The organism is Actinotalea lenta, from assembly GCF_030586465.1.
GTDB lineage: Bacteria > Actinomycetota > Actinomycetes > Actinomycetales > Cellulomonadaceae > Actinotalea > Actinotalea lenta.
The window spans coordinates 2,394,904-2,421,485 of the sequence record NZ_JAUQYP010000001.1 but is presented as its reverse complement, the minus strand read 5'-3'; the positions used below and the strand labels follow the sequence as shown (position 1 = coordinate 2,421,485).

At 71.6% G+C, this 26,582-nt stretch carries 26 protein-coding genes and 1 tRNA gene; 22 read left to right on the top strand and 5 right to left on the bottom strand.

The annotated features are described in order from the left end of the window. Positions 1-4: 4 nt before the first annotated feature. Complete coding sequence (locus tag Q6348_RS11570) at positions 5-850, top strand: aminotransferase class IV (RefSeq protein WP_304601440.1); 846 nt, start codon at positions 5-7, stop codon at positions 848-850. A 42-nt stretch (positions 851-892) separates the two neighbouring features. Here the strand turns inward: Q6348_RS11570 and Q6348_RS11565 are convergent, their stop codons facing one another. Next, entirely contained in the window at positions 893-1,321 is a 429-nt protein-coding gene (locus tag Q6348_RS11565; protein WP_304601439.1) for an SsgA family sporulation/cell division regulator, read from the bottom strand. 134 nt (positions 1,322-1,455) lie between these two features. Here Q6348_RS11565 and Q6348_RS11560 point away from each other — a divergent pair. The 9 genes from Q6348_RS11560 to Q6348_RS11520 all read left to right on the top strand — a co-directional run bounded on the left by Q6348_RS11560 (position 1,456) and on the right by Q6348_RS11520 (position 9,261). Beyond that, positions 1,456-1,527, top strand: a tRNA-Val gene (locus Q6348_RS11560). 313 nt (positions 1,528-1,840) lie between these two features. After that, positions 1,841-3,841, top strand: coding sequence for a threonine--tRNA ligase (thrS, locus tag Q6348_RS11555; RefSeq protein WP_304601438.1), 2,001 nt, complete (start codon positions 1,841-1,843; stop codon positions 3,839-3,841). 2 nt (positions 3,842-3,843) lie between these two features. Next, entirely contained in the window at positions 3,844-4,407 is a 564-nt protein-coding gene (locus Q6348_RS11550) for an HIT family protein (protein WP_304601437.1), read from the top strand. Positions 4,408-4,411: 4 nt separating this feature from the next. After that, on the top strand, positions 4,412-5,038 hold the full coding sequence (pgsA, locus tag Q6348_RS11545) for a phosphatidylinositol phosphate synthase (protein ID WP_304601436.1): 627 nt from the start codon (positions 4,412-4,414) through the stop codon (positions 5,036-5,038). Further along, positions 5,035-5,991, top strand: a complete 957-nt coding sequence (locus Q6348_RS11540) for a phosphatidylinositol mannoside acyltransferase (RefSeq protein ID WP_304601435.1) — start codon at positions 5,035-5,037, stop codon at positions 5,989-5,991. Before pgsA ends, Q6348_RS11540 begins: the two co-directional genes overlap by 4 nt. After that, complete coding sequence (locus tag Q6348_RS11535) at positions 5,988-7,154, top strand: glycosyltransferase family 4 protein (RefSeq protein WP_304601434.1); 1,167 nt, start codon at positions 5,988-5,990, stop codon at positions 7,152-7,154. Before Q6348_RS11540 ends, Q6348_RS11535 begins: the two co-directional genes overlap by 4 nt. Next, positions 7,151-7,759 carry a hypothetical protein gene (locus Q6348_RS11530; protein WP_304601433.1) on the top strand — a complete coding sequence of 203 codons (609 nt, stop codon included), beginning with the start codon at positions 7,151-7,153 and terminating at the stop codon, positions 7,757-7,759. Before Q6348_RS11535 ends, Q6348_RS11530 begins: the two co-directional genes overlap by 4 nt. Before the next feature lie 57 nt (positions 7,760-7,816). Continuing rightward, positions 7,817-8,716 (top strand): pyridoxal 5'-phosphate synthase lyase subunit PdxS, encoded by a 900-nt coding sequence (pdxS, locus tag Q6348_RS11525; RefSeq protein ID WP_304601432.1) that lies wholly within the window; start codon positions 7,817-7,819, stop codon positions 8,714-8,716. Continuing rightward, complete coding sequence (locus Q6348_RS11520; RefSeq protein WP_304601431.1) at positions 8,713-9,261, top strand: NUDIX hydrolase; 549 nt, start codon at positions 8,713-8,715, stop codon at positions 9,259-9,261. Before pdxS ends, Q6348_RS11520 begins: the two co-directional genes overlap by 4 nt. A 9-nt stretch (positions 9,262-9,270) precedes the next feature. On the opposite strand, the gene Q6348_RS11515 is transcribed toward Q6348_RS11520, so the two are convergent. From Q6348_RS11515 to Q6348_RS11505, 3 genes are read right to left on the bottom strand one after another with little or no spacing between them, the layout of a single operon-like run. After that, the gene (locus tag Q6348_RS11515; RefSeq protein WP_304601430.1) at positions 9,271-9,504 is read right to left on the bottom strand and encodes a hypothetical protein; all 234 of its coding nucleotides are present in this window, start codon (positions 9,502-9,504) and stop codon (positions 9,271-9,273) included. A gap of 14 nt (positions 9,505-9,518) precedes the next feature. Continuing rightward, complete coding sequence (gene kynU / locus Q6348_RS11510; RefSeq protein WP_304601429.1) at positions 9,519-10,742, bottom strand: kynureninase; 1,224 nt, start codon at positions 10,740-10,742, stop codon at positions 9,519-9,521. A gap of 9 nt (positions 10,743-10,751) precedes the next feature. After that, on the bottom strand, positions 10,752-12,119 hold the full coding sequence (locus Q6348_RS11505) for a sugar porter family MFS transporter (protein WP_304601428.1): 1,368 nt from the start codon (positions 12,117-12,119) through the stop codon (positions 10,752-10,754). Positions 12,120-12,257: 138 nt separating this feature from the next. Here Q6348_RS11505 and pdxT point away from each other — a divergent pair, with 138 nt between their 5' ends. From pdxT to Q6348_RS11455, 10 genes are all read left to right on the top strand, one after another. Beyond that, the gene (gene pdxT / locus Q6348_RS11500; RefSeq protein WP_304601427.1) at positions 12,258-12,863 is read left to right on the top strand and encodes a pyridoxal 5'-phosphate synthase glutaminase subunit PdxT; all 606 of its coding nucleotides are present in this window, start codon (positions 12,258-12,260) and stop codon (positions 12,861-12,863) included. 2 nt (positions 12,864-12,865) lie between these two features. Continuing rightward, positions 12,866-13,627 carry a YebC/PmpR family DNA-binding transcriptional regulator gene (locus tag Q6348_RS11495; protein ID WP_304601426.1) on the top strand — a complete coding sequence of 254 codons (762 nt, stop codon included), beginning with the start codon at positions 12,866-12,868 and terminating at the stop codon, positions 13,625-13,627. Positions 13,628-13,775: 148 nt separating this feature from the next. After that, a complete protein-coding gene (gene ruvC / locus Q6348_RS11490; RefSeq protein WP_304601425.1) occupies positions 13,776-14,342 on the top strand; it encodes a crossover junction endodeoxyribonuclease RuvC in 567 nt (188 codons plus the stop codon). A 73-nt stretch (positions 14,343-14,415) separates the two neighbouring features. Then, positions 14,416-15,012 (top strand): Holliday junction branch migration protein RuvA, encoded by a 597-nt coding sequence (gene ruvA, locus Q6348_RS11485; protein WP_304601424.1) that lies wholly within the window; start codon positions 14,416-14,418, stop codon positions 15,010-15,012. Continuing rightward, entirely contained in the window at positions 15,005-16,042 is a 1,038-nt protein-coding gene (gene ruvB, locus Q6348_RS11480) for a Holliday junction branch migration DNA helicase RuvB (RefSeq protein ID WP_304601423.1), read from the top strand. Before ruvA ends, ruvB begins: the two co-directional genes overlap by 8 nt. Positions 16,043-16,152: 110 nt before the next feature. Then, positions 16,153-16,692 carry a preprotein translocase subunit YajC gene (gene yajC, locus Q6348_RS11475; RefSeq protein WP_304601422.1) on the top strand — a complete coding sequence of 180 codons (540 nt, stop codon included), beginning with the start codon at positions 16,153-16,155 and terminating at the stop codon, positions 16,690-16,692. A gap of 34 nt (positions 16,693-16,726) precedes the next feature. Further along, positions 16,727-18,403: a protein translocase subunit SecD gene (gene secD, locus Q6348_RS11470; RefSeq protein WP_434061988.1), complete on the top strand. Its 1,677-nt coding sequence runs from the start codon at positions 16,727-16,729 to the stop codon at positions 18,401-18,403. After that, positions 18,403-19,524: a protein translocase subunit SecF gene (gene secF, locus Q6348_RS11465; RefSeq protein ID WP_304601421.1), complete on the top strand. Its 1,122-nt coding sequence runs from the start codon at positions 18,403-18,405 to the stop codon at positions 19,522-19,524. The genes secD and secF overlap by 1 nt, the downstream gene beginning before the upstream one ends. Then, positions 19,521-20,045, top strand: a complete 525-nt coding sequence (locus tag Q6348_RS11460) for an adenine phosphoribosyltransferase (RefSeq protein ID WP_304601420.1) — start codon at positions 19,521-19,523, stop codon at positions 20,043-20,045. Before secF ends, Q6348_RS11460 begins: the two co-directional genes overlap by 4 nt. A 63-nt stretch (positions 20,046-20,108) precedes the next feature. Next, positions 20,109-22,424, top strand: coding sequence for a RelA/SpoT family protein (locus tag Q6348_RS11455; RefSeq protein WP_304601419.1), 2,316 nt, complete (start codon positions 20,109-20,111; stop codon positions 22,422-22,424). Between the two features lie 51 nt (positions 22,425-22,475). Here the strand turns inward: Q6348_RS11455 and Q6348_RS11450 are convergent, their stop codons facing one another. Further along, on the bottom strand, positions 22,476-24,128 hold the full coding sequence (locus tag Q6348_RS11450) for a DUF349 domain-containing protein (RefSeq protein WP_304601418.1): 1,653 nt from the start codon (positions 24,126-24,128) through the stop codon (positions 22,476-22,478). A gap of 335 nt (positions 24,129-24,463) precedes the next feature. Here Q6348_RS11450 and Q6348_RS11445 point away from each other — a divergent pair, with 335 nt between their 5' ends. Further along, positions 24,464-25,141 carry an MBL fold metallo-hydrolase gene (locus Q6348_RS11445; RefSeq protein WP_304601417.1) on the top strand — a complete coding sequence of 226 codons (678 nt, stop codon included), beginning with the start codon at positions 24,464-24,466 and terminating at the stop codon, positions 25,139-25,141. Positions 25,142-25,160: 19 nt separating this feature from the next. Further along, positions 25,161-26,513 carry a histidine--tRNA ligase gene (hisS, locus tag Q6348_RS11440; RefSeq protein WP_304601416.1) on the top strand — a complete coding sequence of 451 codons (1,353 nt, stop codon included), beginning with the start codon at positions 25,161-25,163 and terminating at the stop codon, positions 26,511-26,513. Positions 26,514-26,582: the final 69 nt, after the last annotated feature.

Genomic DNA, 26,582 nt, shown 5'->3' with positions numbered 1-26,582 from the left:
AGCAATGGACGAGATCGTGGTGTGGCTGGACGGGCGCCTGCGCGACCCCGAGGAGCCCGTGCTCAGCGCGGTCGACCACGGGATCACGGTGGGCGACGGGGTCTTCGAGACTTGTCAGGTGGTGGACGGGCAGGCCTTCGCACTGACGCGCCACCTCGCGCGGCTTACCCGTTCTGCTCGCGGCCTCGGCCTGGACGATCCCGACCTGGACGCGGTCCGTGCCGGGGTCTCGGCGGTCCTGGGGGAGCGTCCTGACCTGGGCCGCCTGCGGATCACCGTGACGGCCGGGATCGGGCCGCTGGGCTCCACGCGGACCCCGGGCCCCCAGACCGTCCTGGTGGTGGCAGGCCCGGTGCCGCCGCCGCACCCGATCCGCACCGTCAGGTCGCGCTGGGTGCGCAACGAGCGCTCCGCTGTCGCGGGGCTCAAGACCACGTCGTACGCGGAGAACGTCGTCGCCGTGGCTGAGGCGACCAAGGTCGGCGCCGACGAGGCATGGCTGGCGAACACGCGAGGCGAGCTGTGCGAGGGCACCGGCTCCAACGCGTTCGTCGAGCTCGACGGGCGACTGGTCACGCCGCCGCTGTCGAGTGGCTGCCTGGCGGGCATCACGCGGGCGCTGGTCCTGGAGTGGGCGGCGCAGGAAGGTTTGCCCGTCGGCGAGGAGGCCCTGCCCTGGGAGGTTCTGGACGAGGTCTCAGCGGGCCGGGCCGGACTGGCGCTGTGCGGCTCCATCCGCACCTTCGTGCCGGTCGTCGAGCTGGACGGCGTGCCGCTCGCCGCGACCCCGCTGATCGCGGAGGTCACGAGGATGTACGCCCGGCGCGCCGCGGAGCAGATCGACCCGTGACCTTCCGCGCGCCCGTCGACGGTCGGGGGCCCCGGGGCGGGGTCAGGCTTGCAGGAGCGAGGTGATGAGGCGGGAGATCTCGTCCTCCATGTGCGAGCTCTCCTGGCCGAAGGGCACGAGCTTGACGCTCGTGGAGATGAACTGGACGAAGGGCTCGGCCGGCCCTGCCAGGAGGGCGTCGCCCTCGACGCCGCTGAGCGAGATGAGCAGGTAGGTGGGGTCCTCGTCGCGCCACACCCGGACATCGCCGGTGCCGGCGGGGGACGCCGCATCGGCCAGGATCCCGTGCGCGAAGAGCTCGCGACCGATCAGCCAGGTCGACGTGGAGTGGGAACCGACGAAGTCGGCTCGCACGGTGTAAGGGTCCGCGGGGTCGAACGTGAGATCGGCGCGGATGGGCAGCACGCTGGCGTCGGGGAGCACCAGGTGCATGGGGACGGCGTCATGGACGGCGTGGGGGCTGTCGGCCATGTTGTCACCCCTCTCGGGTGGCTTCTGCGGACCCGAGGTCTGCGGCGGGGGAGCCGGATCTCGGTTTCGGCATTCTGTTGGGTACCGGGTAACATGCGGGTCGCGTCGTGCGGTTGAACCCTGACCGCCACGATGGGCGATTGGCTCAGTGGTAGAGCGCCTCGTTCACACCGAGGAGGTCACTGGTTCGAACCCAGTATCGCCCACCGACGGGGATCCCACCCATCCCCCGAACGGGGGCAATTGCCCGATTCGGGACCTCATTCGTTCCTCATCGGCCCAGGTCAGACTGTGATTATGGGACTTTCGGCTCACCCGATTGCAGCAGGGTGAAGTAGCGCAGGGGGTCACCCGGACGGAGCAAACCCCGCGCGTCGGATCCGCGGTGCCTGTCCAGGCATGGACGCCATCGCGCGAGAGCTCCTTTCGACCCTGTTCCCCCGGCATGCCCGGCCGGTCGCACCGCGGGGCCCCCGGCGCTCGGTAGCATCGAAGCGCCCGATCACCCGGAGGAGTCCTGTGTCCCAGATCACCCTGACCGTCGACGGCGCCGAGCAGCGGCTCGACGGTCCGGTCACCGGCGCGTCGCTGTACGCCGACCGTCGCGACGTCGTGGTCGTCCGTGTGGACGGCGAGCTGCGCGACCTCGCGGCCGAGGTTCCCGACGGTGCATCCGTCGAGGGTGTGGCGATCGACTCTCCCGACGGGCTCGCGGTGCTGCGGCACTCGACCGCGCACGTGCTCGCCCAGGCCGTCCAGCAGGTCAACCCGGACGCACGGCTGGGCATCGGGCCGCCCGTCACCGACGGCTTCTACTACGACTTCGACGTGAGCACCCCGTTCACGCCCGAGGACCTCAAGGCCCTGGAGAAGGCGATGCAGCGCATCGTCAAGGAGGGCCAGACCTTTCGCCGCTGGGACCTCTCGGAGGACCAGGCGCGGGCCGAGCTCGCCGCGGAGCCCTACAAGCTCGAGCTGATCGGCCTGAAGGGGACCCCGGGAAGTCACGAGGACGGCGCTGGGGTCGAGGTCGGGCTGGGTGGACTCTCGATCTACCAGAACCTGCGCCGGGACGGCTCGGTGGCCTGGCAGGACCTGTGCCGCGGCCCGCACCTGCCCTCCACCCGGCTGATCGGCAACGGCTTCCAGCTCACCAGGTCGGCCGCGGCGTACTGGCGGGGATCGGAGAAGAACCCCCAGCTCCAGCGCATCTACGGCACGGCGTGGCCCACCAAGGACGAGCTGCGCGCCTACCTGGACCGGGTCGCGGAGGCCGAGCGCCGAGACCACCGCCGGCTGGGCAACGAGCTGGACCTGTTCAGCTTCCCGGACGAGATCGGTTCCGGCCTGGCGGTCTTCCACCCGCGCGGCGGCATCGTGCGCATGGAGATGGAGGACTACGCGCGGCGCCGGCACGTCGAGGCCGGGTACTCGTTCGTCAACACCCCCCACATCACCAAGGCGAAGCTCTTCGAGACGTCCAAGCACCTGGAGTGGTACGCGGACGGGATGTACCCGCCCATGCACCTGGACGAGGAGCGGGACGCCGACGGCACGGTGCGGCGGGCGGGCCAGGACTACTACCTCAAGCCCATGAACTGCCCGATGCACAACCTCGTCTACTCCTCACGGGGTCGGTCCTACCGTGAGCTGCCGTTGCGGCTGTTCGAGTTCGGGACCGTGTACCGCTACGAGAAGTCCGGTGTCGTGCACGGGATGACCCGGGCCCGCGGCTTCACGCAGGACGACGCGCACATCTACTGCACGCGTGAGCAGATGCGCGACGAGCTCGGCTCGCTGCTCACGTTCGTGCTCCAGCTGCTGCGCGACTACGGCCTGGAGGAGTTCTACCTCGAGCTGTCCACCCGCGACCCGGAGAAGTCCGTGGGGGACGATGCGACCTGGGCGGAGGCGACCGAGACCCTGCGCGAGGTGGCCACGGCGTCCGGGCTGGACCTGGTCGACGACCCGGGCGGCGCGGCGTTCTACGGCCCCAAGATCTCCGTGCAGGCGAAGGACGCCATCGGGCGAACGTGGCAGCTGTCCACGATCCAGCTCGACTTCTTCGAGCCGGAGCTCTTCGAGCTGGAGTACACCGCGCCGGACGGGACGCGCCAGCGGCCGGTGATGATCCACCGAGCGCTGTTCGGGTCGATCGAGCGCTTCTTCGCGATCCTCGTGGAGCACTACGCGGGGGCCTTCCCGGCGTGGCTCGCGCCAGTGCAGGTGGTGGCCGTGCCGGTCGCCGAGCCCTTCAACGACTACCTGGCCGCGGTCGTCGAACGGCTGCGGGCAGAAGGGATCCGCGCCGAGCTCGACCTCTCCGACGACCGGTTCGGCAAGAAGATCCGCAACGCCTCCACGCAGAAGGTGCCGTTCACCCTCATCGCGGGCGGTGAGGACGTCGAGGCCGGCGCCGTGTCCTTCCGGTACCGCGACGGCGGCCAGGACAACCAGGTCCCGGTCGACGAGGCGGTGCAGCGCATCGTCGCGGCGGTGCGCACACGGGCCCAGGTCTGACCGTGGTCGACGACTCCAGCGGGCAGCCGGCCGACCCCGCCGAGGGCCTGGCCGGGACGCCGGACGGCTTCGAACGGCTCTGGACCCCGCACCGCATGGTCTACATCCAGGGTCAGGACAAGCCGGCTGGTCCCCAGGCGGAGCTGTGCCCGTTCTGCCGCGCGGCCGCCGCCGCGGACACCGACGGGCTGGTGGTCGCGCGCGGTGAGACCGTGTTCGCGCTCCTCAACCTGTACCCGTACAACTCCGGTCACCTCATGGTGGTGCCGGTGCGGCACGTCTCCGACGCCCTCGACCTCACCGAGGACGAGGCCGCCGAGCTGTCCGCGATGACGCGGACGGCGATCGGGGTGCTGCGCGACGTCATGGCGCCGCAGGGCTTCAACCTGGGCATGAACCTGGGCCAGGTCGCCGGGGCGGGCATCGCGGCTCACCTGCACCAGCACGTGGTGCCGCGCTGGACGGGGGACGCGAACTTCCTACCGATCGTGGGCCGGACCAAGGCGCTGCCCGAGCTGCTCGGCGACACGCGGGACCGTCTCGCGGCGGCCTGGCCGGGGCGGTGATCCGGTGCTGAGCAGGCTGCGTTCGTTCTTCACGGCCGTCCTCGGGCCGATCGCGCGGCTCCTGCTGCGGATGGGGGTGTCCCCCGACGTGGTGACGGTGGTCGGCACGCTCGGGGTGGTCGTGGCCGCCCTGACGCTGTTCCCGACCGGGCACCTGTTCGGCGGGACCATGGTGATCACGGTGTTCGTGTTCTCCGATCTGGTGGACGGCATCATGGCGCGCACTGCCGGCCGCTCGGGACGGTGGGGGGCCTTTCTGGACTCGACCCTGGACCGGTTCGCCGACGCCGCGATCTTCTGCGGCCTGCTCGTCCACCTCGAGCGCACGGGTGACACCGTCGGGGCTGCCTTCGCGTTGGCAGCTCTGGTGCTCGGTTCGATCGTCCCCTACGCGCGGGCCCGGGCCGAGGGCCTGGGGATGACGGCGCAGGTCGGGATCGCCGAACGGGCCGACCGGCTCGTGTCGGTGCTCGTGGCCACCGGCCTCGTCGGACTCGGTGTCACGCCGGTGCTGCTCGACGTCGTACTCGTCCTCCTGGCACTGGCGAGCGCGATCACGGTCGTCCAGCGCATGGCGACCGTGTACCGGCAGGCGACCGCGGGCTCGGGCGGGACGGAGAGCCGAGCGTGAACCTGGCCGCCCGCGGGCTCGTGGGAGCGGTGCACCTCGCCCCCCGCGTCCCCGAAGCCTTGGTCCGTGCGCTGGCCGCGGCGGGTGCGGACGCCGCGTGGCTGCGCCGCGGGCACGGGGTCCGGCGCCTCGAGGCCAACCTCGCGACGGTGCGGCCCGACCTGTCCCCCCGGCAGATCCGCTCGCTCAGCCGGGCAGGCATGCAGAACTACCTGCGCTACTACGCCGAGGCCTTCACTCTCGCCGGGCGCACCCCGGCTCAGATCGATGCCCGCGTCCGGGTCAGTGGCACCGAGGGGATCCTCGCGGAGACTGCCGCCGGTCGCTCGGTGGCCGTGGCGCTGGCGCACCAGGGCAACTGGGACCTGGCAGGAGCTTGGGCCACGAGGAACCTCGCGCCGATCACCACCGTGGCCGAACGGCTCGAGCCACCGGAGGTCTACGACGCGTTCTACGGGCTGCGCGGCGCGATCGGACTCCGCATCCTGCCTTTGGACAGCGGCCACGACGTGTTCCGGGAACTGGTCCGCACCGCTCATGCCGGGGGGTACCTGATCCCCTTGCTGGCGGACCGCGACCTGACCGAACGCGGCGTCGAGGTCGACCTCTGCGGCCGGCGCGCCCGGGTCGCGGCCGGACCTGCGGCGTTGTCCGTCGCCACGGGGGTGCCGCTGTACGCGGCAGCCCTGCGGCACGAGCGTCTGCACGGTGCACGGCGGCGCTCGGCGAGGAGTCGTTGGGGCCTGAGGATCGAGTTCACCCGCGTGGAGGCGCCCGCCGGCACGCCCCGGGCGGAGCTCGTCCGGGTGCTGACCCAGGGGTGGGTCGATGTGCTCGGAGCGGACATCGCCGCACACCCCGGCCACTGGCACATGCTCCAGCGGGTCTTCGTCGCGGACCTGGACGCCAGCAGGCTCCCGTCGGTCGATGGCGCGGGCGGGGGTGCGCGATGAAGATCGGGATCGTCTGCCCGTACTCGTTCGACGTGCCCGGCGGGGTCCAGTTCCACGTACGCGACCTCGCCGAGGCCCTGCAGCGGCTCGGTCACGAGGTGTCCGTCCTCGCCCCGGCGGACGACGAGACTCCTGTGCCCGACTACCTGGTGCCGGCCGGCCGGGCCGTGCCCGTCCGGTATAACGGCGCGGTCGCCCGGATGACGTTCGGCCCGGTCAGTGCCCGCCGGGTACGCCGGTGGCTCGCGGCAGGCGACTTCGACGTTCTGCACCTGCACGAGCCCGTGACGCCGAGTCTCGGGATGCTCGCCCTGTGGATCGCGTCGGGGCCCATCGTCGCGACGTTCCACACGGCTCTGCTGCGATCCCGGGCGCTGCAGATGGCCCACCCGATCGTGCGACCGAGCCTGGAGAAGATCTCGGCCCGGATCGCCGTGTCCGAGGACGCCCGACGCACGCTCGTCGAGCACGTCGGCGGTGACGCCGTGGTGATCCCGAACGGGGTCTATGTCGACACGTTCGCCGACGCCGCTCCCGACCCCCGCTGGACCGGGACCCCCGACGCTCCGACGATCGCCTTCCTCGGGCGCCTGGACGAGCCGCGCAAGGGCCTGCCCGTGCTGACCGGCGCCGTCGCGCCGGTGCTCGACCGGTACCCGGGGGCGCGGTTCCTCGTCGCAGGCCGCGGGGACGCGGGGGCCCAGGAGGCACGGCAGACGCTCGGACCCCTGGCCGGGTCCGTCGAGTTCCTGGGTGGCATCAGTGACGAGGAGAAGGCTCGGCTGCTGTCCTCGGTGGACGTGTACGTGGCGCCGCAGACGGGTGGCGAGAGCTTCGGGATCGTCCTGGTCGAGGCCATGAGCGCAGGTGCCGCGGTGGTGGCCAGCGACCTGGGGGCGTTCCGGCGTGTGCTCGACGACGGGCGTGCAGGGGTCACCTTCCGGGTCGGCGACTCCACCGACCTCGCCGCGACACTCCTTCGTGTCCTGGGGGACCCGGAGCTCCGGGCGCGGACCGTCGACCACGCCGCCCGGGCGGTGCGCCGGTACGACTGGTCGACGGTCACCGGCCAGGTGCTCGCGGTGTACGAGATGGTGATCGCAGGGGCGGGCACCAGGGTCGCGGAGGATCCCCGGTCGCGTCGCCCCGGAGAACCGACGTGACCTGGTCCGAGGTCACCGTCGCCATCACCGCCGCGCTCCTCGTGACGGTGTGGCTGGTCTGGGTGCAGGCCAGCCGGCTGGACCGGCTGCACCGCAAGGTGGGCTCCTCGCGAGCCGCGCTCGACAACCAGCTGGTCCGGCGGGCGTCGGCGGCGGCGGAGCTCGCGGCGAGCGGGCTGATGGACCCGGTGAGCTCGGTGCTCGTCGGGGAGGCGGCCTGGCGCGCGCTGCTGGCCGGTTCCGTCGACGCGGACGCGCCGGTCGGTGGTCTGGACGTGCACGTCCCCCTCGGCGACGCGGAGCACGCGGAACGGGACCTCGCGGAGTCTGAGCTGTCCGCGACCGTCCGCGCCGCCCTCGAGGAGCCGGACGAGGTCGCCGCGCTGCGGGCCGAACCCTACGGGGCGGAGCTCCTCGACGCGCTGCAGGCAGCCTGGTACCGCGTCACGCTGGCGCGCCGCTTCCACAACGAGGCGGTCGCCCAGACGCGGCGCGTCCGTCGCAAGGTCGTGGTGCGGGTCCTGCGCCTCCAGGGCCGCGCACCCCTCCCGGCGACCGTGGAGATCGACGATGCGATGCCCGACGCCCTCGGCGAGCATCGCTAGGATGGCAGGGCCCGAGCGGAGCCGTCGGGCTCCCCATCCCTTTCACATCGAGGTCTCATGAGCGACGACAACGGCCAGCTGATCGGCACCGCCAAGGTCAAGCGCGGCATGGCGGAGATGCTCAAGGGCGGCGTGATCATGGACGTGGTCACCCCCGAGCAGGCGAAGATCGCCGAGGACGCCGGTGCCGTGGCCGTGATGGCCCTGGAACGCGTTCCTGCCGACATCCGTGCCCAGGGCGGTGTCGCCAGGATGAGCGACCCAGACCTGATCCAGGGGATCGTGGACACGGTGTCGATCCCGGTGATGGCCAAGGCGCGCATCGGGCACTTCGTCGAGGCGCAGGTCCTGCAGAGCCTCGGAGTGGACTACGTGGACGAGTCGGAGGTGCTGACCCCGGCGGACTACGCCAACCACATCGACAAGTGGGCGTTCACCGTGCCGTTCGTGTGCGGTGCCACCAACCTGGGCGAGGCGTTGCGCCGTATCACCGAGGGCGCCGCGATGATCCGCTCCAAGGGCGAGGCCGGGACCGGCGACGTGTCGAACGCGACGACGCACATGCGGCAGATCCGGGCCGAGATCAAGCGGCTGACGTCGATGCCCGAGGACGAGCTGTTCGTGGCCGCCAAGGAGCTGCAGGCCCCGTACGAGCTGGTGGCAGAGGTCGCACGCACCGGGAAGCTCCCGGTGGTGCTGTTCACCGCGGGTGGCATCGCGACGCCTGCGGACGCCGCGATGATGATGCAGCTCGGCGCCGAGGGGGTGTTCGTCGGCTCCGGCATCTTCAAGTCCGGGGACCCCGCACGTCGCGCCGCGGCCATCGTCAAGGCCACGACCTTCTACGACGACCCCGCCGTGATCGCCGACGTGTCGCGGGGCCTCGGAGAGGCGATGGTCGGCATCAACGTCGAGGAGGTTCCCGAGCCGCACCGGCTGGCCGAGCGCGGCTGGTGACGGCGGCTGCGGGCCGGCCCGGCTTCCTGGGCCCGGACTGGACGCTCGGGGCGGACGGCCGTTGGCACCGTCGCGGTGCGCGCGTGCTGCTGCTGGACGAGCAGGATCGGCTCCTCCTGGCCAGGGGTCATGATGCGGACCGCCCGGAGCGCTCGTGGTGGTTCACGGTCGGTGGCGGTATCGACGAGGGGGAGTCGGCCCGGCAGGCCGCCGCTCGCGAGCTCTTCGAGGAGACGGGCCTGCGCCTGGACGCCGAACGGCTCGTGGGCCCGGTGCTGCGCCGCGCCGCCGTGTTCGACTTCTGGGCGCTCCCGGTGCGTCAGGACGAGGTGTTCTTCCTCGCCCGGATCGCCGACGCGCCCGAGCTGGTTGCCGACGGCTGGACCGCCATCGAGCGGGACTTCATGGACGAGCTGGCGTGGTGGGACCTCGACGACCTCGAGGCCCAGCATCTGGAGGTGTTCCCAGCACGGTTGCCGGCCGTGGTCCGTGGACTGCTGAACGGCTGGGACGGGGTGCTGCGCACGCTGCCGGACGGGGCCTGACGGCCGCGGTCAACCGGCTCGGCGGCGCCGTCGCCAGGCGATCCACCACCAGAAGATCCCTGCGGCCCCGCTGAGGACCCCCAGGAGGAGCACGGCGAGTGCCACGAGCGTGAGGGCGATCCCGCCCATCCCGCTCGAGGAGGCATCCTGGGCGGCGGCCAACGCCCGCACCCCGGTGCCGAGCAGCACAGCCGCCGCCGTCACCAGGGCGAGACCGGCCACCAGCAGCGCCGCTGCAGGCACCCACCACCGCGCCGTCACGTGACGGTCCGGCGCGGCCCGTCGAGCGCCTCGGCCTCGCCGCCGTCGAGGACCGCACGGAGCTGGCGTACGGCGTGCAGGACGTCACGGTGCGTGAGGTACGGCGCACCGACCCCGAGGCGCAGCAGGTCGGGCGCACGGAAGTCGCCCGTCACGCCACGTGCGATCAGCGCCTGGCTCATGCCGTAGGCCTGGGGGTGCGCGACTGACACGTGCGAGCCGCGCGCCTCCGGATCGCGTGGCGTCACCACCTCGACCTCGGGTGCCAGCTCGTCGAGCGCCTCGATGAGGAACCCTGTCAGCGACGACGACCGCCGTCGGACGTCGTCGATGTCGAGCCCGTCGAACACGCCCAGCGCGGCCTCGAGTGCGAGCAGCGACAGCATCGGCGGGGTGCCTCCGCGGGCCCGCGCCACGTCGTCGGCGAACCGGTGGGTCGGTTCCATCGCGAACGGCTCCGCATGACCGTGCCACGCGCGGATCGCGGGGACGTAGCCGGCCTGGTGGCGGTGGCCGACGTACGTGAACGCCGGGGCACCGGGACCGCCGTTGAGGTACTTGTAGCCACAGCCCACGGCGAGGTCGACCTCGTGGCGGTCGAGCTCGACCGGGACGGCCCCGGCGCTGTGCGAGAGGTCCCACACCGTGATCGCGCCGGCCCGGTGCGCCGCCCGCGTGACGGTGGGGAGGTCCCACAACCGGCCGGTGCGGAAGTCCACGTGCGAGGCCACCACGACGGCGACGTCGCTACGGCTGTCGAGCAGGGCGGGGATCCCGTCGGGCGACGCGGTCACGACGTGGTGGCCCGTGAGCTCGGCGAGCCCCGCCACGACGTACAGATCGGTCGGGAACGAGGCGGGGTCGATCACGATCGCGCGCCTGTCGGGCCGTAGCGTGAGGGCCGCCGAGACCGCCTGGAACAGCGCCACAGAGGTGGTGTCACCCACCACGACCTGGCCGGGGGCGGCGCCGACGAGCCGACCGATCCGGTCGCCGACCCGCTGCGGCGCCGACCACCAGCCGTGCCGGTTCCAGGACGCGATGAGGTCCTGTCCCCAGTGCCGGTCGACGACCTCGTGCACAGCGCCCGGTACGGCGGCGGGCAGGGCGCCGAGCGAGTTCCCGTCCAGGTAGACCCCCGGTGGCAGACGGAACAGGTGCCGCAGGTCCGTGTCGCGGTGCTCGGTGTCCAGGGCCGCTGCCCGGCTGGTGAGATCCACGGCCCGACGCTATCGGCTGTCGGCCCCGAGCTCCGCCTCGATCTGCTCGAGGGTCTTGTCCTTGGTCTCGGGCACCTTGGCCAGGAAGAACGCGGTGGCGATGACCCCGAACCCGGCGTAGAGCCAGAAGGTCGCAGGCTCCCCGATCGACTTCACCAGGGCAAGGAAGTAGAACGAGATCACGAAGTTCGCGGCCCAGTTCGCGATCGTCGCCACGCTCATCGCCCGACTGCGGACCCCCAGCGGGTAGATCTCGCTGATCATGAGCCAGAACACCGGGCCAAGGCCGACGGCGAACGACGCCATGAACGTCAAGAGGAACACGAGGGCGAGCCAGGTCGCCGACTGCCACGAGGAGAGCTGGAACCACAGCCCGAGCCCCACGAGCGAGATCGTGGCGCCGACGGTTCCCACCAGGAGCAGGGCACGCCTGCCGACCTTGTCCAGGAGTGCGATGGCCAGGATCGTGAACGCCACGTTCGTGATGCCGACCGTCACGGCGCGCAGGACGGAACCCGAGATGCTCAGCCCGGTGTCGTTGAGGATCGTGGCGGAGTAGTAGACGACGGTGTTGACGCCGATCAGCTGCTGGAAGACCGCGAGCGCGAGCCCGACGAGCATCAGCGGGCGCAGCCGGCCCGTGAAGAGCGAGCGCAACCGGATGTCGCGGGACCTGCCGGCGGCCTCCTGCATCTGCTGGACCTCGTCCTCGACCTCCTGCTCGCTGCGGGAACGGCTCAGCACCTCGCGCGCCTCGTCCTCGTGACCGTGCGCGATCAGCCAGCGCGGCGACCGCGGGACGGTGAGCATGCCCAGGGCGAGCACCAGACCGGGGACCACGGACAGCCCCAGCATCCAGCGCCACGTCCCGGACACGTTCTGGAACGCGGCTGCCACCAGGTATGCGACCAGGATCCCGCTGGTGACCATCAGCTGGTTGAAGCTCGTCACGCCGCCGCGGATCCGGGCCGGGACCTGCTCGGAGATGTACTCGACGGAGACGAAGGACGCCGTGCCCACGGCGAGGCCCAGCACGAACCGTGCGCCCAGGAGGACCGCGATGTTCGGTGCGAAGGCCGACACGACGCCCCCGACCACGTAGGTCGTGCCGCTCCAGACCTTCGTCCACTTCCGGCCGATGCGCTCGGCCAGGTACGACGAGACCCACGCACCGATCACCGCACCGACGAGGAGGGATCCCACGATCCACTGCTTCTGGGAGTCGCTCACCGTGAGCGACTTGGTGATGTAGAGCTGCGCGCCGGAGATGATCCCGGTGTCGTAGCCGAACAGGAAGCCGCCCACGGCAGCGATCAGGGCGATGCGGAGCAGGAAGCGGTTCTTCCCGCTGAACGCCTCGGAGGTGAAGCTCGACATGAGGGCCCCCTTCCGTCGAGCGACGGGCGCGCGGACACGCAACCCGAATTGTCACGGTATGGCCCGAGAGAGAGGGCTGCGACCGCGCAGCCGGCCCAACGGCATGGACCGGTCCGGGGTTCCGTAGACTCGCGCCCCGTGAGACCGACCGTCGGCGTCCTGGCCCTGCAGGGCGATGTCCGTGAGCACCTGGCGATGCTGGAGACCTGCGGAGCCACGAGCACGTCGGTGCGTCGTCCGGCGGAGCTGGAGCGTGTCGACGGGCTGGTGATCCCCGGTGGGGAGTCGACCACGATCGACAAGCTGCTGCGGGCCTTCGACCTCTTCGAACCGCTGCGGGCCCGTATCGCTGCGGGCATGCCGGCGTTCGGCTCGTGCGCGGGCATGATCCTCCTGGCCGACCGGATCGTTGGCGGCACCGCCGACCAGCAGACCCTCGGGGGGCTGGACGTGACGGTGCGGCGCAACGCGTTCGGTCGCCAGGTCGACTCCTTCGAGACCGACCTCGTGGTCGCGGGGGTGCCGGACAGCGCCGATCATCCGGTGCACGCGGTGTTCATCCGGGCACCCTGGGTCGAGGAGGCCGGTCCAGGGGTCCAGGTGCTCGCCCAGGTCGAGGCGGGCCCCGCCGCCGGTAGGATCGTCGCGGTGCGCGAGCGCGACGTGCTGGCCACGTCCTTCCACCCGGAGATCACCGGGGACCTGCGCCTGCACCGGCTGTTCGTCCAGATCGTCGAGGGGTAGTCATGTCCGGTCACTCCAAGTGGGCCACGACCAAGCACAAGAAGGCGGTGATCGACGCCCGCCGCGGCAAGCTCTTCGCCAAGCTCATCAAGAACATCGAGGTCGCCGCGCGGGTGGGCGGTGGTGACCCGGCCGGCAACCCGACGCTCTACGACGCGATCCAGAAGGCGAAGAAGTCGTCGGTTCCCAACGACAACATCGACCGCGCGGTCAAGCGGGGCTCGGGCGCCGAGGGCGGCGGGGCCGACTACCAGACGATCATGTACGAGGGCTACGCGCCCGGCGGCATCGCTGTCCTGGTCGAGTGCCTCACCGACAACCGCAACCGGGCGGCGTCGGATGTCCGGGTGGCCTTCACGCGCAACGGCGGCCAGATGGCGGACCCGGGATCCGTGTCGTACCTGTTCTCGCGGCGCGGCGTGGTCATCGTCCCGAAGGCTGACGGCGTGGGCGAGGACGAGATCCTCGCGGCCGTGCTGGACGCCGGGGCCGACGAGGTCAACGACCTCGGTGACGTGTTCGAGGTGATGAGCGAGGCGGGCGACGTGGTCGCGGTGCGCACCGCGCTGCAGGACGCGGGGATCGACTACGACTCGGCCGAGGCCCAGTTCGTGCCCGCCACCCAGATCGAGGTCGACGTCGACGGCGCACGCAAGGTGCTGCGGCTCATCGATGCGCTGGAGGACAGCGACGACGTGCAGAACGTCTTCGCGAACTTCGACGCCTCGGACGACGTCATGGCAGCCCTGGACGACGAGGACTGACCCACCCCCGGCCGGCCGCCGACGGGAGGCGCGGGCCTGAATGGACCGCGCACCTGGGCTGGGGCGGAGTGCCTTGACCACCGGGGTTGTGGGGCGGGTCGGGGTGTCGGTCGCGGGGGTCCCGGGGGTTGCGGGGGAGACTGTCGCGGTGAGAGTGCTCGGAGTCGACCCGGGGCTGACGCGGTGCGGCCTCGGAGTCGTCGACGCCATGCCCGGGCGTCGGGTGCGGCTCGTGGAGGTCGGGGTCGCGCGGTCCGACGCGGGCGAGGACCCCGCGCGTCGGCTCGTCGCGATCGAGGCAGAGGTCGAGGCGTGGCTGGACCGGCATGCGCCCGACGCGGTCGCGGTGGAGCGGGTCTTCGCGCAGCACAACGTCCGCACCGTGATGGGCACGGCGCAGGTCTCGGGTGTCGTGATGGCCGCCGCCGCGCGTCGGGGCGTCCCGGTCGCGCTGCACACCCCGTCCGAGGTCAAGGCAGCGGTCACCGGTAGCGGTCGCGCCGACAAGGCGCAGGTCACCTCCATGGTCACCCGGATCCTCGAGCTGGACGCCAGGCCGACCCCGGCCGACGCGGCGGACGCCCTCGCGTTGGCCATCTGCCACCTGTGGCGTCCGGCGGGCGGGGGCGTCGGCGCGCAGCGCGGGGGCGGGCGGACGGCGGCCCAGCACGCGTGGGCAGCAGCCGAGGCTGCGGCGCGCCGGAGCGCCCGCTGAGCCTGAGGCTTGCTAGCGTGCGTCGTACAGGTGTTCGGCTCGGCGCGGGTCCGAGGATTCACGGAGGTGTGCGGTGATCGCGACGGTGAGCGGCCGGGTCGCGGCGCTGCGCCTGGATGCTGCCGTGATCGAGGTGGGAGGCCTCGGGCTGCTCGTCCAGGCCACCCCGGCGACCCTGGCCACCCTGCGGCACGGGGAGCCGGCCCGGCTGGCGACGTCCATGGTGGTGCGGGAGGACTCGCTCACGCTCTTCGGGTTCGCCGACGACGACGAGCGCGACGTGTTCGAGCAGGTCCAGACCGTCAGCGGGATCGGTCCGCGGCTCGCCCTGGCCATGCTCGCCGTGCACAGCCCTGAGGCGTTGCGCGCTGCGGTGGCCGGCGAGGACCTCGCGGCGCTGCAGCGCGTCCCGGGCATCGGCCGCAAGGGAGCCCAGCGCCTCGTCCTCGAGCTCGCCGACCGGCTCGGCCCGCCCGGCCCGGCCACCGTCCCCGAGCCCGCCCGGCAGGACCGCCGCGGCGAGGTCGTGGAGGCCCTCGTCGGCCTGGGCTGGCCGCAGAAGGTCGCGCAGCTGGCGGTCGACACGGCGGTGCCCGACTCCGAGCCGGTGACCGACGTCGCCGGCGTGCTGCGCGCGGCCCTGCGCGGCCTTGGTGGCAGCCGTGCCTGACGAGGACGTCGCCCCGGAACGGGTCGTCGCCTCTGGGGCCGACGACGTCGAGCGCGCGGCTGAGGCTGCGCTGCGGCCGCGGCGACTCGCGGAGTTCGTCGGCCAACGCGTGGTGCGCGACCAGCTCGAGCTCGTGCTGCACGCCGCCATCGGCCGGGGGCGCGCGCCGGACCACCTCCTGCTGTCCGGGCCGCCCGGCCTGGGCAAGACGACGCTGGCGATGATCATCGCAGCAGAGCTCGGGACGTCCGTGCGTGTGACATCCGGTCCCGCGATCCAGCACGCCGGAGACCTGGCTGCGGTGCTGTCCTCGCTCGAGGAGGGCGAGGTGCTCTTCCTCGACGAGATCCACCGGCTCGCGCGCCCGGCCGAGGAGCTGCTCTACGTGGCCATGGAGGACTTCCGGGTCGACGTGGTGGTCGGCAAGGGACCCGGGGCGAACGCGATCGGCCTGACGTTGCCTCCGTTCACGGTGGTGGGTGCCACGACGCGTGCCGGCCTGCTGCCCGCGCCGCTGCGGGACCGGTTCGGGTTCACCGGGCACCTGGAGTTCTACGACCCGGACGAGCTGCGCCAGGTGCTCGTCCGGTCCGCCGGGCTGCTCGGCGTGGAGCTCGAGGTCGCGGCGGCCGTGGAGATCGCCGGGCGATCGCGAGGAACCCCGCGGATCGCCAACCGGCTGCTGCGCCGCGTCCGCGACTGGGCGCAGGTTCGCGGGGACGGGCGGCTCGACCTCGACGCGGCACGTGCGGCGCTCGAGGTCTACGAGGTCGACGTCCTGGGGCTGGACCGGCTCGACCGTGCCGTCCTCGGTGCGCTCTGCGAACGGTTCGGCGGTGGTCCGGTCGGCCTGACGACGTTGGCCGTGGCGGTCGGTGAAGAGCCGGAGACCGTGGAGACCGTGGCCGAGCCGTTCCTCGTCCGCGAGGGCCTCATGGGTCGGACGCCGCGCGGGCGCGTGGCGACCCCGCGGGCGTACGAGCACCTGGGCCTTGCGACTCCCGACGCTGGGCAGACCCTGTTCGACTGACCTCCGTGGGAGGGTCGGAACCAGCGGCGCCGCCGTGGCGTTAGGGCGGGGGAGCGCCCGTCACCTAGACTGCGGCGCGGCTTACCTCAGACAGGACGTGAGAACACCCCATGGAACTCGTCATCATCCTTGCGATCATGGTCGCGGCGATGTTCTGGCTCTCGAGCCGTAACCGCAAGCAGCAGAAGGCGCAGTCCGCCTTCCGGGACAACCTCGAGCCCGGGCAGGAGGTGATGACCGGCTCGGGGATGTACGGAACCGTCGTCGAGGTGCACGGCGATGCCGTGACGCTCGAGACAGCCCCGGGTGTCACGAGCCGCTGGTACAAGCCGGCCATCGCCAAGCTCGTCGAGCCTCCGGTCGAGGAGGAGCCCGAGGAGCCCGAGGGCGCCGAGGAGGAGTTCGACGAGGACTTCGACTGGGACGGCCAGGACTGGGAGCGCTCCGAGGAGGAGGCGTCGGACGACGACCTCGAGGACGAAGAGTTCGAGGACGAGGAGTCTGAGGACGACGAGTACGTCGCGGACGACGAGCTCGAAGACGAGGACCTCGCGGAGGTCGACGAGTCCGAGGGTGCGGACGACGACGCCCACGAGACCGAGGACGAGACGCGCGACGAGGGCGACGCCGCCCCCGGCAAGCGCCGCTGACGTAGCACCAGAACACACGAGAGAAGACTGACCGTTGGCCACATCGACCCGCCGAGAACGCCCTGCGCGCACCCTGGTCATCCTGGGTGTCGTGATCATCGCGATGTTCGGCGCACTGTTCGCCGGAGCGAAGTGGTCCAACGGCACGCTGGTCCCCAAGCTCGCCCTGGACCTCGAGGGCGGCACTCAGCTGATCCTGCAGCCGGTCACCCGAGGCAACCAGCAGATCACCGACCAGGACATCACACAGGCGATCGACATCATGCGGCAGCGGGTCGACGCCTCAGGTGTGTCCGAGGCGCAGATCACGTCCCAGGGGTCGGGTCAGAACCGCAACATCGTGGTCGCGCTCCCGGGCACTCCGAGCAAGGAGACGCTGGACCTGGTGCGCCAGTCCGCGCAGATGTTCTTCCGTCCTGTCCTCAAGATCGGCGCCCCGGCCGCCGGCACGCCGGACAAGGCAGCAGCGAACCTCGGCACGCCGGCAAACAACTCCGACCCGGCGTGGCTGACGCAGGACGTCCTGGACACGTTCGCCACCCTGGACTGCACCGATCCCAAGAACCTCTCGGGCACGGGCAACCAGAGCGGTGACCCGGCCAAGCCGTTGGTGACCTGCAGCAAGGACGGCACGACCAAGTACGTGCTGGGCCCGGTGGACGTGTACGGCAAGGACCTGAGCTCGGCGAACTCGGGCCTGAAGACCACCCAGACCGGGCAGCTCACCAACGAGTGGGTCGTGAACCTCAAGCTCAACGCCTCCGGAACCACGGCGTTCCGGGACGCCAGCACCCGGCTCGTCGACCTCACCTCGCCGCGCAACCAGTTCGCGATCGTGCTCGACGGGTTGGTGATCTCCGCGCCGCGGATGGACTCGATCATCCCGAACGGTCAGGCAGAGATCTCCGGGTCCTTCACGCGTGAGTCGGCGGCGACGCTGGCTCGCCAGCTGAACTTCGGAGCGCTGCCGCTGACCTTCACCGTGCAGAGCGAGCAGCAGATCTCCGCGACGCTCGGGTCCGAGCAGCTGCAGCGCGGGATCCTCGCGGGCCTGATCGGCCTCGCGCTCGTCGTGGTGTACTCGATCTTCCAGTACCGGGCCCTGGGCTTCGTGACGATCCTGAGCCTGGCGGTCGCCGCCGGAGCCACCTATGCCCTGATCGGGCTGCTGTCCTGGACGCAGGGCTATCGGCTCAGCCTGCCCGGCGTCGCGGGTCTGATCGTGGCGATCGGTATCACCGCCGACTCCTTCATCGTGTACTTCGAGCGCGTGCGCGACGAGCTGCGGGACGGTCGGACGCTCCCAGCGGCGGTGAGCCAGGGCTGGTCCCGAGCCAAGCGCACCATCCTGGCGTCCGACACGGTGAACTTCCTCGCAGCCCTGGTGCTGTACTTCCTGGCCGTCGGCGGCGTCCGGGGCTTCGCGTTCACGCTGGGCCTGACGACGATCGTGGACCTGGCGGTGGTGTTCATGCTCACGCACCCGGTGCTCGCCCTGCTCGCGAAGACGCGGTTCTTCGCCGAGGGCCACCGGTTCTCCGGCCTCGACCCGTCGGCGCTGGGCGCGAGGACCCGGTACGTCGGCCGTGGACGTGTGGTCGGCCCCGACGAGCCCGCCGAGGGCGGCGAGCCCGAGCGGAGACTGACCATCGCCGAGCGACGGGCCGCGGCGAACGCCGGCTCCGGTTCCACCGAGGGGAAGGACGCCTGATGGCCAGCACCCGCATGAGCCGCTGGGGCGCCGACCTCTACACCGGCCGCAAGTCGTACCCGATCGTCCAGCGTCGCCGCTGGTGGTACACGCTCTCCGGCGTGATCATCGTCGTGTCCGCCCTGCTCCTGATCTTCAAGGGCATCACCCCGAGCATCGACTTCCGGGGTGGTTCGGAGTTCATCATCTCGGGCGTCTCCAGCACGGAGCAGCAGCCGGCGATCGACGCCGTCCACTCGGTGAAGCCCGACGAGCAGGTTCGGGTCTCCGTCGTGGGGGTGGCGTCGTCGAGCCCGTCGCTGCGTGTGCAGACTTCGAAGCTGAGCTCGGACCAGACCACCCAGGCGGCGGACGCGTTGTCCAAGGCCTACGACGGAGCGAACGTCTCCTCCCAGTTCATCGGTCCGAGCTGGGGCGCCGACGTCACGAACAAGGCCGTCCGGGGTCTGCTGGTGTTCCTCGTGCTCGTCTCCCTCGTGATGACGATCTACTTCCGCAACTGGCGGATGGCGGTGGCGGCTCTCGTTGCCCTCGTGCACGACATGATCATCACGGTCGGCATGTACGCGGGCGTCGGCTGGGAGGTCAGCCCGGCTACCGTGATCGGGTTCCTCACGATCCTCGGCTACTCGATCTACGACACCGTCGTGGTGTTCGACAAGGTCCGGGAGAACAACGCGCGGCTGCTCGACCAGAAGCGGTACACGCACGCCGAGCTGTCCAACCTGGCGCTGAACCAGACCCTGGTGCGCTCGATCAACACCTCGGTCGTGGCGCTGCTCCCGGTCAGCGGCATCCTGTTCATCGGTGCGTTCCTCCTGGGTGCCGGCACGCTGCGAGACATCGCGCTGGCGCTGTTCATCGGAATCATCGCGGGGACGTTCTCCTCGATCTTCATCGCCACCCCGGTGGAGGTGTCCCTGCGCAACCGGGAGCCCGCCGTGGCGAAGCACACCAGGACGGTGCTCGACGCGCGCGCCGCGGCGGTTGAGGCCGGCGACCTCGGCGAGGACGGGACCGTGGAGGTCCGTGTCGGTGCGGCCGTCCCGGGTCAGCATCTCGGCATCGCCGCGCAGCCGAAGCGGCGCAAGGGCGGCCGGGGCGCGGGGCGCGCCTCGTGAGCGGCGATATCGCGTCGCGCGCCGCGGCGTTGGTGCGCGACGTCCCGGACTACCCGACGCCCGGCGTGGTGTTCAAGGACATCACGCCGCTGCTCGGCGACGGGCCGACGTTCGCTGCGGTGATCGGTCACCTCGCGCAGCAGGCACCCGAGGTCGACCTGGTGGTCGGCATGGAGGCACGTGGCTTCATCCTCGGAGCGCCGGTCGCGGTGGCCCTGGGGGTGGGCTTCGTGCCGGTCCGCAAGGCTGGGAAGCTGCCTCGCGAGACCCTGTCCGGTGCCTACGACCTGGAGTACGGCAGCGCCGTGCTCGAGGTGCACCGGGACGCGATGGCGCACGGCGCACGGGTGCTCGTGGTCGACGACGTGCTGGCCACCGGAGGCACCGCGGCGGCCACGGTGGAGCTCCTCGAGCAGGCGGGAAGCAAAGTGGCGGCGCTGTCGTTCCTCATGGAGCTGAGCTTCCTGGAGGGGCGCTCCCGGCTGGCCGACCACGTCGTGCAGACCCTGCTCACCTACTGAGCGGTCGCGGCCCGTCCAGGTAGCGCACCTAGAATCGAGGTTCCGGGCGCGAGGGGAGGGCCGATGAGCGATCAGGACGTTGCCGGCCCCGCTGTGCCGGTGGCCGCAGCCGCCCCCGAGACGTCATCGGCGTCGCGGAACCGCACGCGCTGGGAGCGGCTCGTCGCCCGCAGCGTCTCGCCGACGCCGCCTGCACTCGAGCCGGTCCTGCAGGCCGTGAGGGCCAACCACCCCAAGGCCGACGTCGGAGTGCTCCTGCGTGCCTACGAGGTCGCCGAGACGGCGCACCGGGGTCAGCTGCGCAAGAGCGGCGACCCGTACATCACGCACCCGGTCGCGGTGGCGACGATCCTCGCCGAGCTCGGCATGACGACGTCGACTCTGGCGGCCGCGCTGCTGCACGACACCGTGGAGGACACCGACTACTCGCTGGACCGCCTGCGGTCCGAGTTCGGCGAGGAGGTCGCCAAGCTGGTCGACGGCGTCACCAAGCTCGACAAGGTGGTCTACGGCGAGGCGGCGCAGGCCGAGACCGTGCGCAAGATGGTCGTCGCGATGGCCCGCGACATCCGGGTCCTGGTCATCAAGCTCGCCGACCGGCTGCACAACGCACGCACCTGGAAGTACGTGTCCGCGGAGTCCGCCGAGCGCAAGGCGCGCGAGACGCTCGAGATCTATGCGCCGCTCGCGCACCGCCTCGGGATGAACACGATCAAGTGGGAGCTCGAGGACCTGTCCTTCCACACCCTGTACCCCAAGGTGTTCGACGAGATCGTGCGCCTGGTCTCCGAGCGCGCCCCAGCCCGGGACGAGTACCTCACGCAGGTGCGTGAGCAGGTCACGGCCGACCTGCGCACCGCGAAGATCCGCGCGACGGTGACCAGCCGGCCCAAGCACTACTACTCGATCTACCAGAAGATGATCGTCCGGGGTCGCGACTTCTCCGACATCTACGACCTGGTGGGTGTCCGTGTGCTGGTCGACACGGTGAGGGACTGCTATGCGGCCCTCGGCGCCCTGCACGCGCGGTGGAACCCGGTGCCCGGCCGGTTCAAGGACTACATCGCGATGCCCAAGTTCAACATGTACCAGTCGCTGCACACCACGGTGATCGGCCCGGGGGGCAAGCCCGTCGAGATCCAGATCCGGACGCACGACATGCACCGCCGGGCGGAGTACGGCATCGCGGCGCACTGGAAGTACAAGGACCAGGCCAAGCACCCCAAGGGCGGCGCGCCCGACGCGGCGACGGACATGGCGTGGTTGCGCCAGCTGGTGGACTGGCAGCAGGAGACCGCGGATCCCAACGAGTTCCTGGACTCGCTGCGGTTCGAGATCCGCGGGTCGGAGGTCTACGTCTTCACGCCCAAGGGCGAGGTCATCGCCCTCCCGTCGGGGTCCACCCCGGTGGACTTCGCCTATGCGGTACACACCGAGGTGGGCCACCGGACGATGGGCGCCAGGGTCAACAACCGGCTGGTGCCGCTGGACTCCGAGCTGGAGAACGGCGACGTCGTCGAGGTGCTGACCTCGAAGTCGGAGACAGCGGGACCGTCCCAGGACTGGTTGACCTTCGTCAAGAGCCCCCGAGCGCGCAACAAGATCCGGCAGTGGTTCTCCAAGGAGCGCCGCGAGGAGGCCATCGAGCACGGCAAGGATGCGATCGCCAAGGCGATGCGCAAGCAGAACCTGCCGATCCAACGGCTCCTGTCGCACGAGGCACTGGTCACGCTGGCCAACGAGATGCGCTACGCCGACGTGTCGGCGCTGTACGCCGCGGTAGGGGAGCAGCAGGTCTCCGCCCAGACCGTGGTGCACAAGCTGGTGCAGTCGCTGGGCGGGGAGTCCTCCGCCGAGGAGGACCTGGCGGAGGTCACCCGCCCCGGTCAGGCGCGTACCACCTCGCGGGGCGGCGAGTCCGGGGTCAGCGTCAAGGGTGTCGGCGACGTGTGGACCAAGCTCGCGAAGTGCTGCACCCCGGTGCCCGGCGACGAGATCATCGGCTTCATCACCCGTGGTGCCGGCGTGAGCGTTCACCGGGCCGACTGCGGCAACCTCGCGGGCCTGCGCGACCAGCCCGAGCGGATCGTCGAGGTCGAGTGGGCCCCGGGCGCCGGGACGGTGTTCCTGGTCCAGATCCAGGTCGAGGCGATCGACCGCAGCCGCCTGCTGTCCGACGTGACGCGGGTCCTGTCCGACCACCACGTCAACATCCTGTCCGCGACGGTGTCGACGAGCCGCGACCGGGTGGCCATCTCCCGGTTCGTCTTCGAGATGGCCGAGACGACCCACCTGAACTCGGTGCTTGCCGCGGTCCGCAAGGTCGACGGGGTCTACGACGTGTACCGGATCACGGGCGCGGCACACCTGCCCGAGTAGTCGCGCGGCCCGCCGGCGCCCGCGGTGCGCCGACGTGCCGGCAGGCGGGTGTCAGCGCGACTCGGCGGCCGCTCGCTCCACCTGCTCCAGCCAGGAACGCCGGGCCTCGAGCGCCTGGGTCGCCTCCTTGATGCGGCGCGCGTCGTTGGTCCGGCGGGCCTTCTCGAGGTCGTCCTCGAGCGCTGCGATGGCGGCGTACAGCTGCGCGGCGGCGCCCTCGGCACGAGCCCGGGTCTCCGGGTTGGTGCGACGCCAGTGCGCCTGGTCCGCGTCCCGGACGGCCTGCTCGACGGCGCGCAGCCGACCCTCGACACGTTGCAGATCCCCCCGCGGCACCTTGCCCGCGGCGTCCCACTTGGCCTGGATGTCGCGCAGGGTGGCCTTCGCGGAGGTGAGGTCGGTGATCGGCAGGAGGGCCTCCGCCTGCTCGAGGAGCCCGAGCTTGACCTCGAGGTTCGCCTGGAACTCGGCGTCCGTCGCGCGGTTGGCAGCGTCGCGCGCAGCGAAGAACGTGTCCTGGGCCGCGCGGAACCGTGCCCACAGGGCGTCGTCGTCCTTGCGCCCGGCGCGTCCTGCCGCCTTCCAGCGCGCCATGAGGTCCCGGAACGCCCCGGACGTCGGCCCCCAGTCGGTGCTGCCCGCGAGGGCCTCGGCCTCGGCCACGAGCGCTGCCTTGACCTCCTTGGCCTGCGCGTTCGACTTCTCCAGCTCGCTGAAGAACCGGCGACGCTCGCGGTCGAACGTCGAACGTGCGTGGCTGAACCGCTTCCAGAGGGCGTCCTCGGTGGGACGGTCGATGCGCGGCCCGTTGCGCTGGGCGTCCTTCCACTGGTCGAGCAGCGAGCGCAGCTGGTCCCCGGCGGGGCGCCACTGCATCTTCGCCGGGTCGGTCGCGGCGATCTTCTCCGCAGCCTCGACGAGCTCGGTGCGCGCCTCGACGGCGCGGGCCTTGGCCGCCGCGCGCTCGGCCTCTGCGGCCGCCTTGCGCTCCGCCGCCAGGCTGCGCAGCCGCTCGAGCTCAGCGCGCAGCCCGTCGAGGTCGCCGACCGCTGCGGGCTCGGCGAGCTCGGCAGTCAGGTGCTCCAGTGTCGAGTCGATCTCCCGCGCGGACAGGTCGGTCGACAGGCGCGCCTCGAAGAGCAGGACCGAGGCTCGCAGGTCGGCGTACCGCCGCACGTACAGCGCGAGGGCCTCGTCGGCGTCCGCGCCGGGGTACTGGCCCACGGTCCGCTCACCGGCGGACTCGCGCACCCACACCGTGCCGTCGGCGTCGACACGGCCGAACGCGGCCGCCTCCGCCTCCTCGGCGGGTGTCAGGTCCGGGGGTGCCGGGACGCTGGGCGTGGGGGCTGCGACGGTCTTGGGCGTGGGACGGCCGGGCCGTGGTGTGGGCAGCGGCGGCCGCGGTACCGGTCGGGCCTCGGGTGCGGGCGCGGCCGTCACGGGCGGGGCCTCGGGTGCGGCGACGGGGTCGTCAGCCGGCCGGACCGTGCCCGTCGGCGCTGGGCTTGCCGGAGTCGCATCGGCGGCCACCGGCGGCTGGGCCGCTTCGGGTTCCTCGACGGTCTCGGGCGGCTGGGCCGCTTCGGGTTCCTCGACGGTCTCGGCGGTGGTCTCCTGCGCGGACGTCGCCTCGGTCGTCTCCCCGGCCGGGGCGGCCGGCTCCGGCGCGGCCTGCGTGGCCTCGGGGTCGGTCTCGCTCACTGGGTCTCCACCTTCTCCATCGTTGCCCGGATCACCGGGTGGTCGGCGTCGCGCCGGCCACCGCCACCCCGACGGGGTGGACCGAGACCTGCACGTCGCACTCGCTTCCTGCCACGGACACCGTACCGGCTTGCTTCGCGCGCGCGGTGGCGCCGGGTGGCCGCGGGGCCTGCCGGCGTGGGAGCCGTGTCGCGCGCCCGCGGCGAGCGGCCTGCCGTTCGTGCCCGCTGGCCACGAGTGGTCCCCTTCCGCCCGACCCGCGACGGTGCGGGCAGCCCACAGTCTAGGCAGCCGCCCTCGACGGGTCCGCGTGGTGACGCCACTAGGCTGCGGTGGTGCTCCTGAGGACCGTGGAGGCGCCGTTGCTCGGCGCGACCTGCGTCCTGGTCGTCGACTCCGACGCCCGGGTCGCGGTTGTCGACGCCGGAGGCGGCGTGGCGGAACGCATCCTGCGGATCGTGGACCGGGAGGGCTGGACACCGGTCGGGGTGCTGGCCACCCACGGGCACGTCGACCACACCTGGGACTCCGGCCGCCTGTGCCGCGAGTGGGCCGTGCCGCTGCATGTGCACGAGGCCGACGCCTACCGTCTCGCGGAGCCCTTCGGGACGCTGGGCCCGCTCGGCGGGCAGCTCCGTGCGATGTCGGACCTGCCCGGACCCGTCGAGCCGCCCCGGGTCGCCACGTTCACGGCCGAGCCGGACGCGCCGAGGCCGTTGGACGTGGGCATGACCGACCAGCTCGAGGCCTGGCACCTGCCCGGCCACACGGAAGGCTCCACCGCCTACCTGGTGCACGTGGACGGTGTCCGGACGGTGCTGACCGGTGACGTCCTGTTCGCCGGGACCATCGGGCGGACGGATCTTCCCGGCGGCGACGAACGAGCGATGGCGGACAGTCTGCGTCGTCTCGCCATGCTCCCCGGGGAGGTCCAGGTCGTCCCCGGCCACGGGCCCCGCACCAGCATCGCTGCCGAGCTGCGCAGCAACCCGTTCCTGCGCGCTGCGCACTGACGTCAGGAAGGACCTCGAGATGGCCCGCCCCACCCCCCTGTCCGGTTTCCCGGAGTGGTTGCCTGCCGGCCGGATCGTGGAGCAGCACGTTCTGGACACGCTGCGCCACACCTTCGAGCTGTACGGGTACGCAGGGATCGAGACCCGTGCCGTGGAGCCGCTCGACCAGCTGCTGCGCAAGGGGGAGACCTCCAAGGAGGTGTACGTCCTGCGTCGGCTCCAGGACGACGAGGCCGCCGCAGCCGACCACCCGGAGCAGGGCCTCGGCCTGCACTTCGACCTCACGGTGCCGTTCGCCCGGTACGTTCTGGAGAACGCCGGCCGGCTGACGTTTCCCTTCAAGCGCTATCAGATCCAGAAGGTGTGGCGCGGAGAGCGGCCGCAGGACGGCCGGTTCCGGGAGTTCTGCCAGGCCGACATCGACGTGGTCGGCGCCGGCGAGCTGCCCTTCCACTACGAGGTCGAGGTGGCACTCGTCGTCGCGGAGGCCTTCGCCCGGCTGCGTGAGATCGGCATGCCTGCCGTCCAGGTCCTGGTGAACAACCGCAAGGTGGTCGAGGGGTTCGCCACGGGGCTGGGCCTGACGGACGTCGAGGCCGTGCTGCGCTCGATCGACAAGCTCGACAAGGTGGGCCCTGAGGCCGTGACCGAGCAGCTCGTCTCGGAGGCCGGCGCGACCGGCGACCAGGCGGTCGCGCTCCTGGCGCTGGCCGAGCTGCGTGGCTCCGATGTCGTCGTGGTCGACCAGGTCCGACAGCTCGCTGCGCACCACGGTGCCGACAACGCGCTGCTCGAGAGCGGCCTCACCGAGCTCGCGCAGCTCCTCGAGGCGGCCGCCGCGACCGCGCCGGGCACCCTGGTGGCCGACCTGAAGATCGCCCGTGGTCTGGACTACTACACCGGGTCCGTCTACGAGACGGTGCTGGTGGGCCACGAGAACCTCGGATCGATCTGCTCGGGCGGGCGGTACGACTCCCTGGCCAGCGACGGGGCAACCACGTACCCGGGCGTCGGGATCTCCGTCGGGGTCTCCCGCCTGGTGGCGCGCCTGCTGTCGGCGGGCCTGGTGACGGTCACTCGCGCGGTGCCCAGCGCGGTCCTGGTCGCGGTGACGGACGAGACGTCGCGCGCGGAGTCCGACCGCGTCGCGCAGGCGCTGCGCGCCCGGGGGATCCCGGTCGAGGTCGCCCCGACCGCAGCCAAGTTCGGCAAGCAGATCCGGCATGCCGACCGGCGCGGCATCCCGTACGTGTGGTTCCCCGACGCCGGAGAGGTCAAGGACATCAGGTCGGGCGAGCAGGTCGCGGCCGACCCCGGCTCCTGGTGGCCGGGCGAGGACGACCTGATGCCACGCGTGATCGCCGCCTCCTGACCGCTCAGCCCCCGCGCCGGGCCGGCCGCGCGAGGGGGCTCGCGGGCCAACTAAGATCGCCTGCGGCGT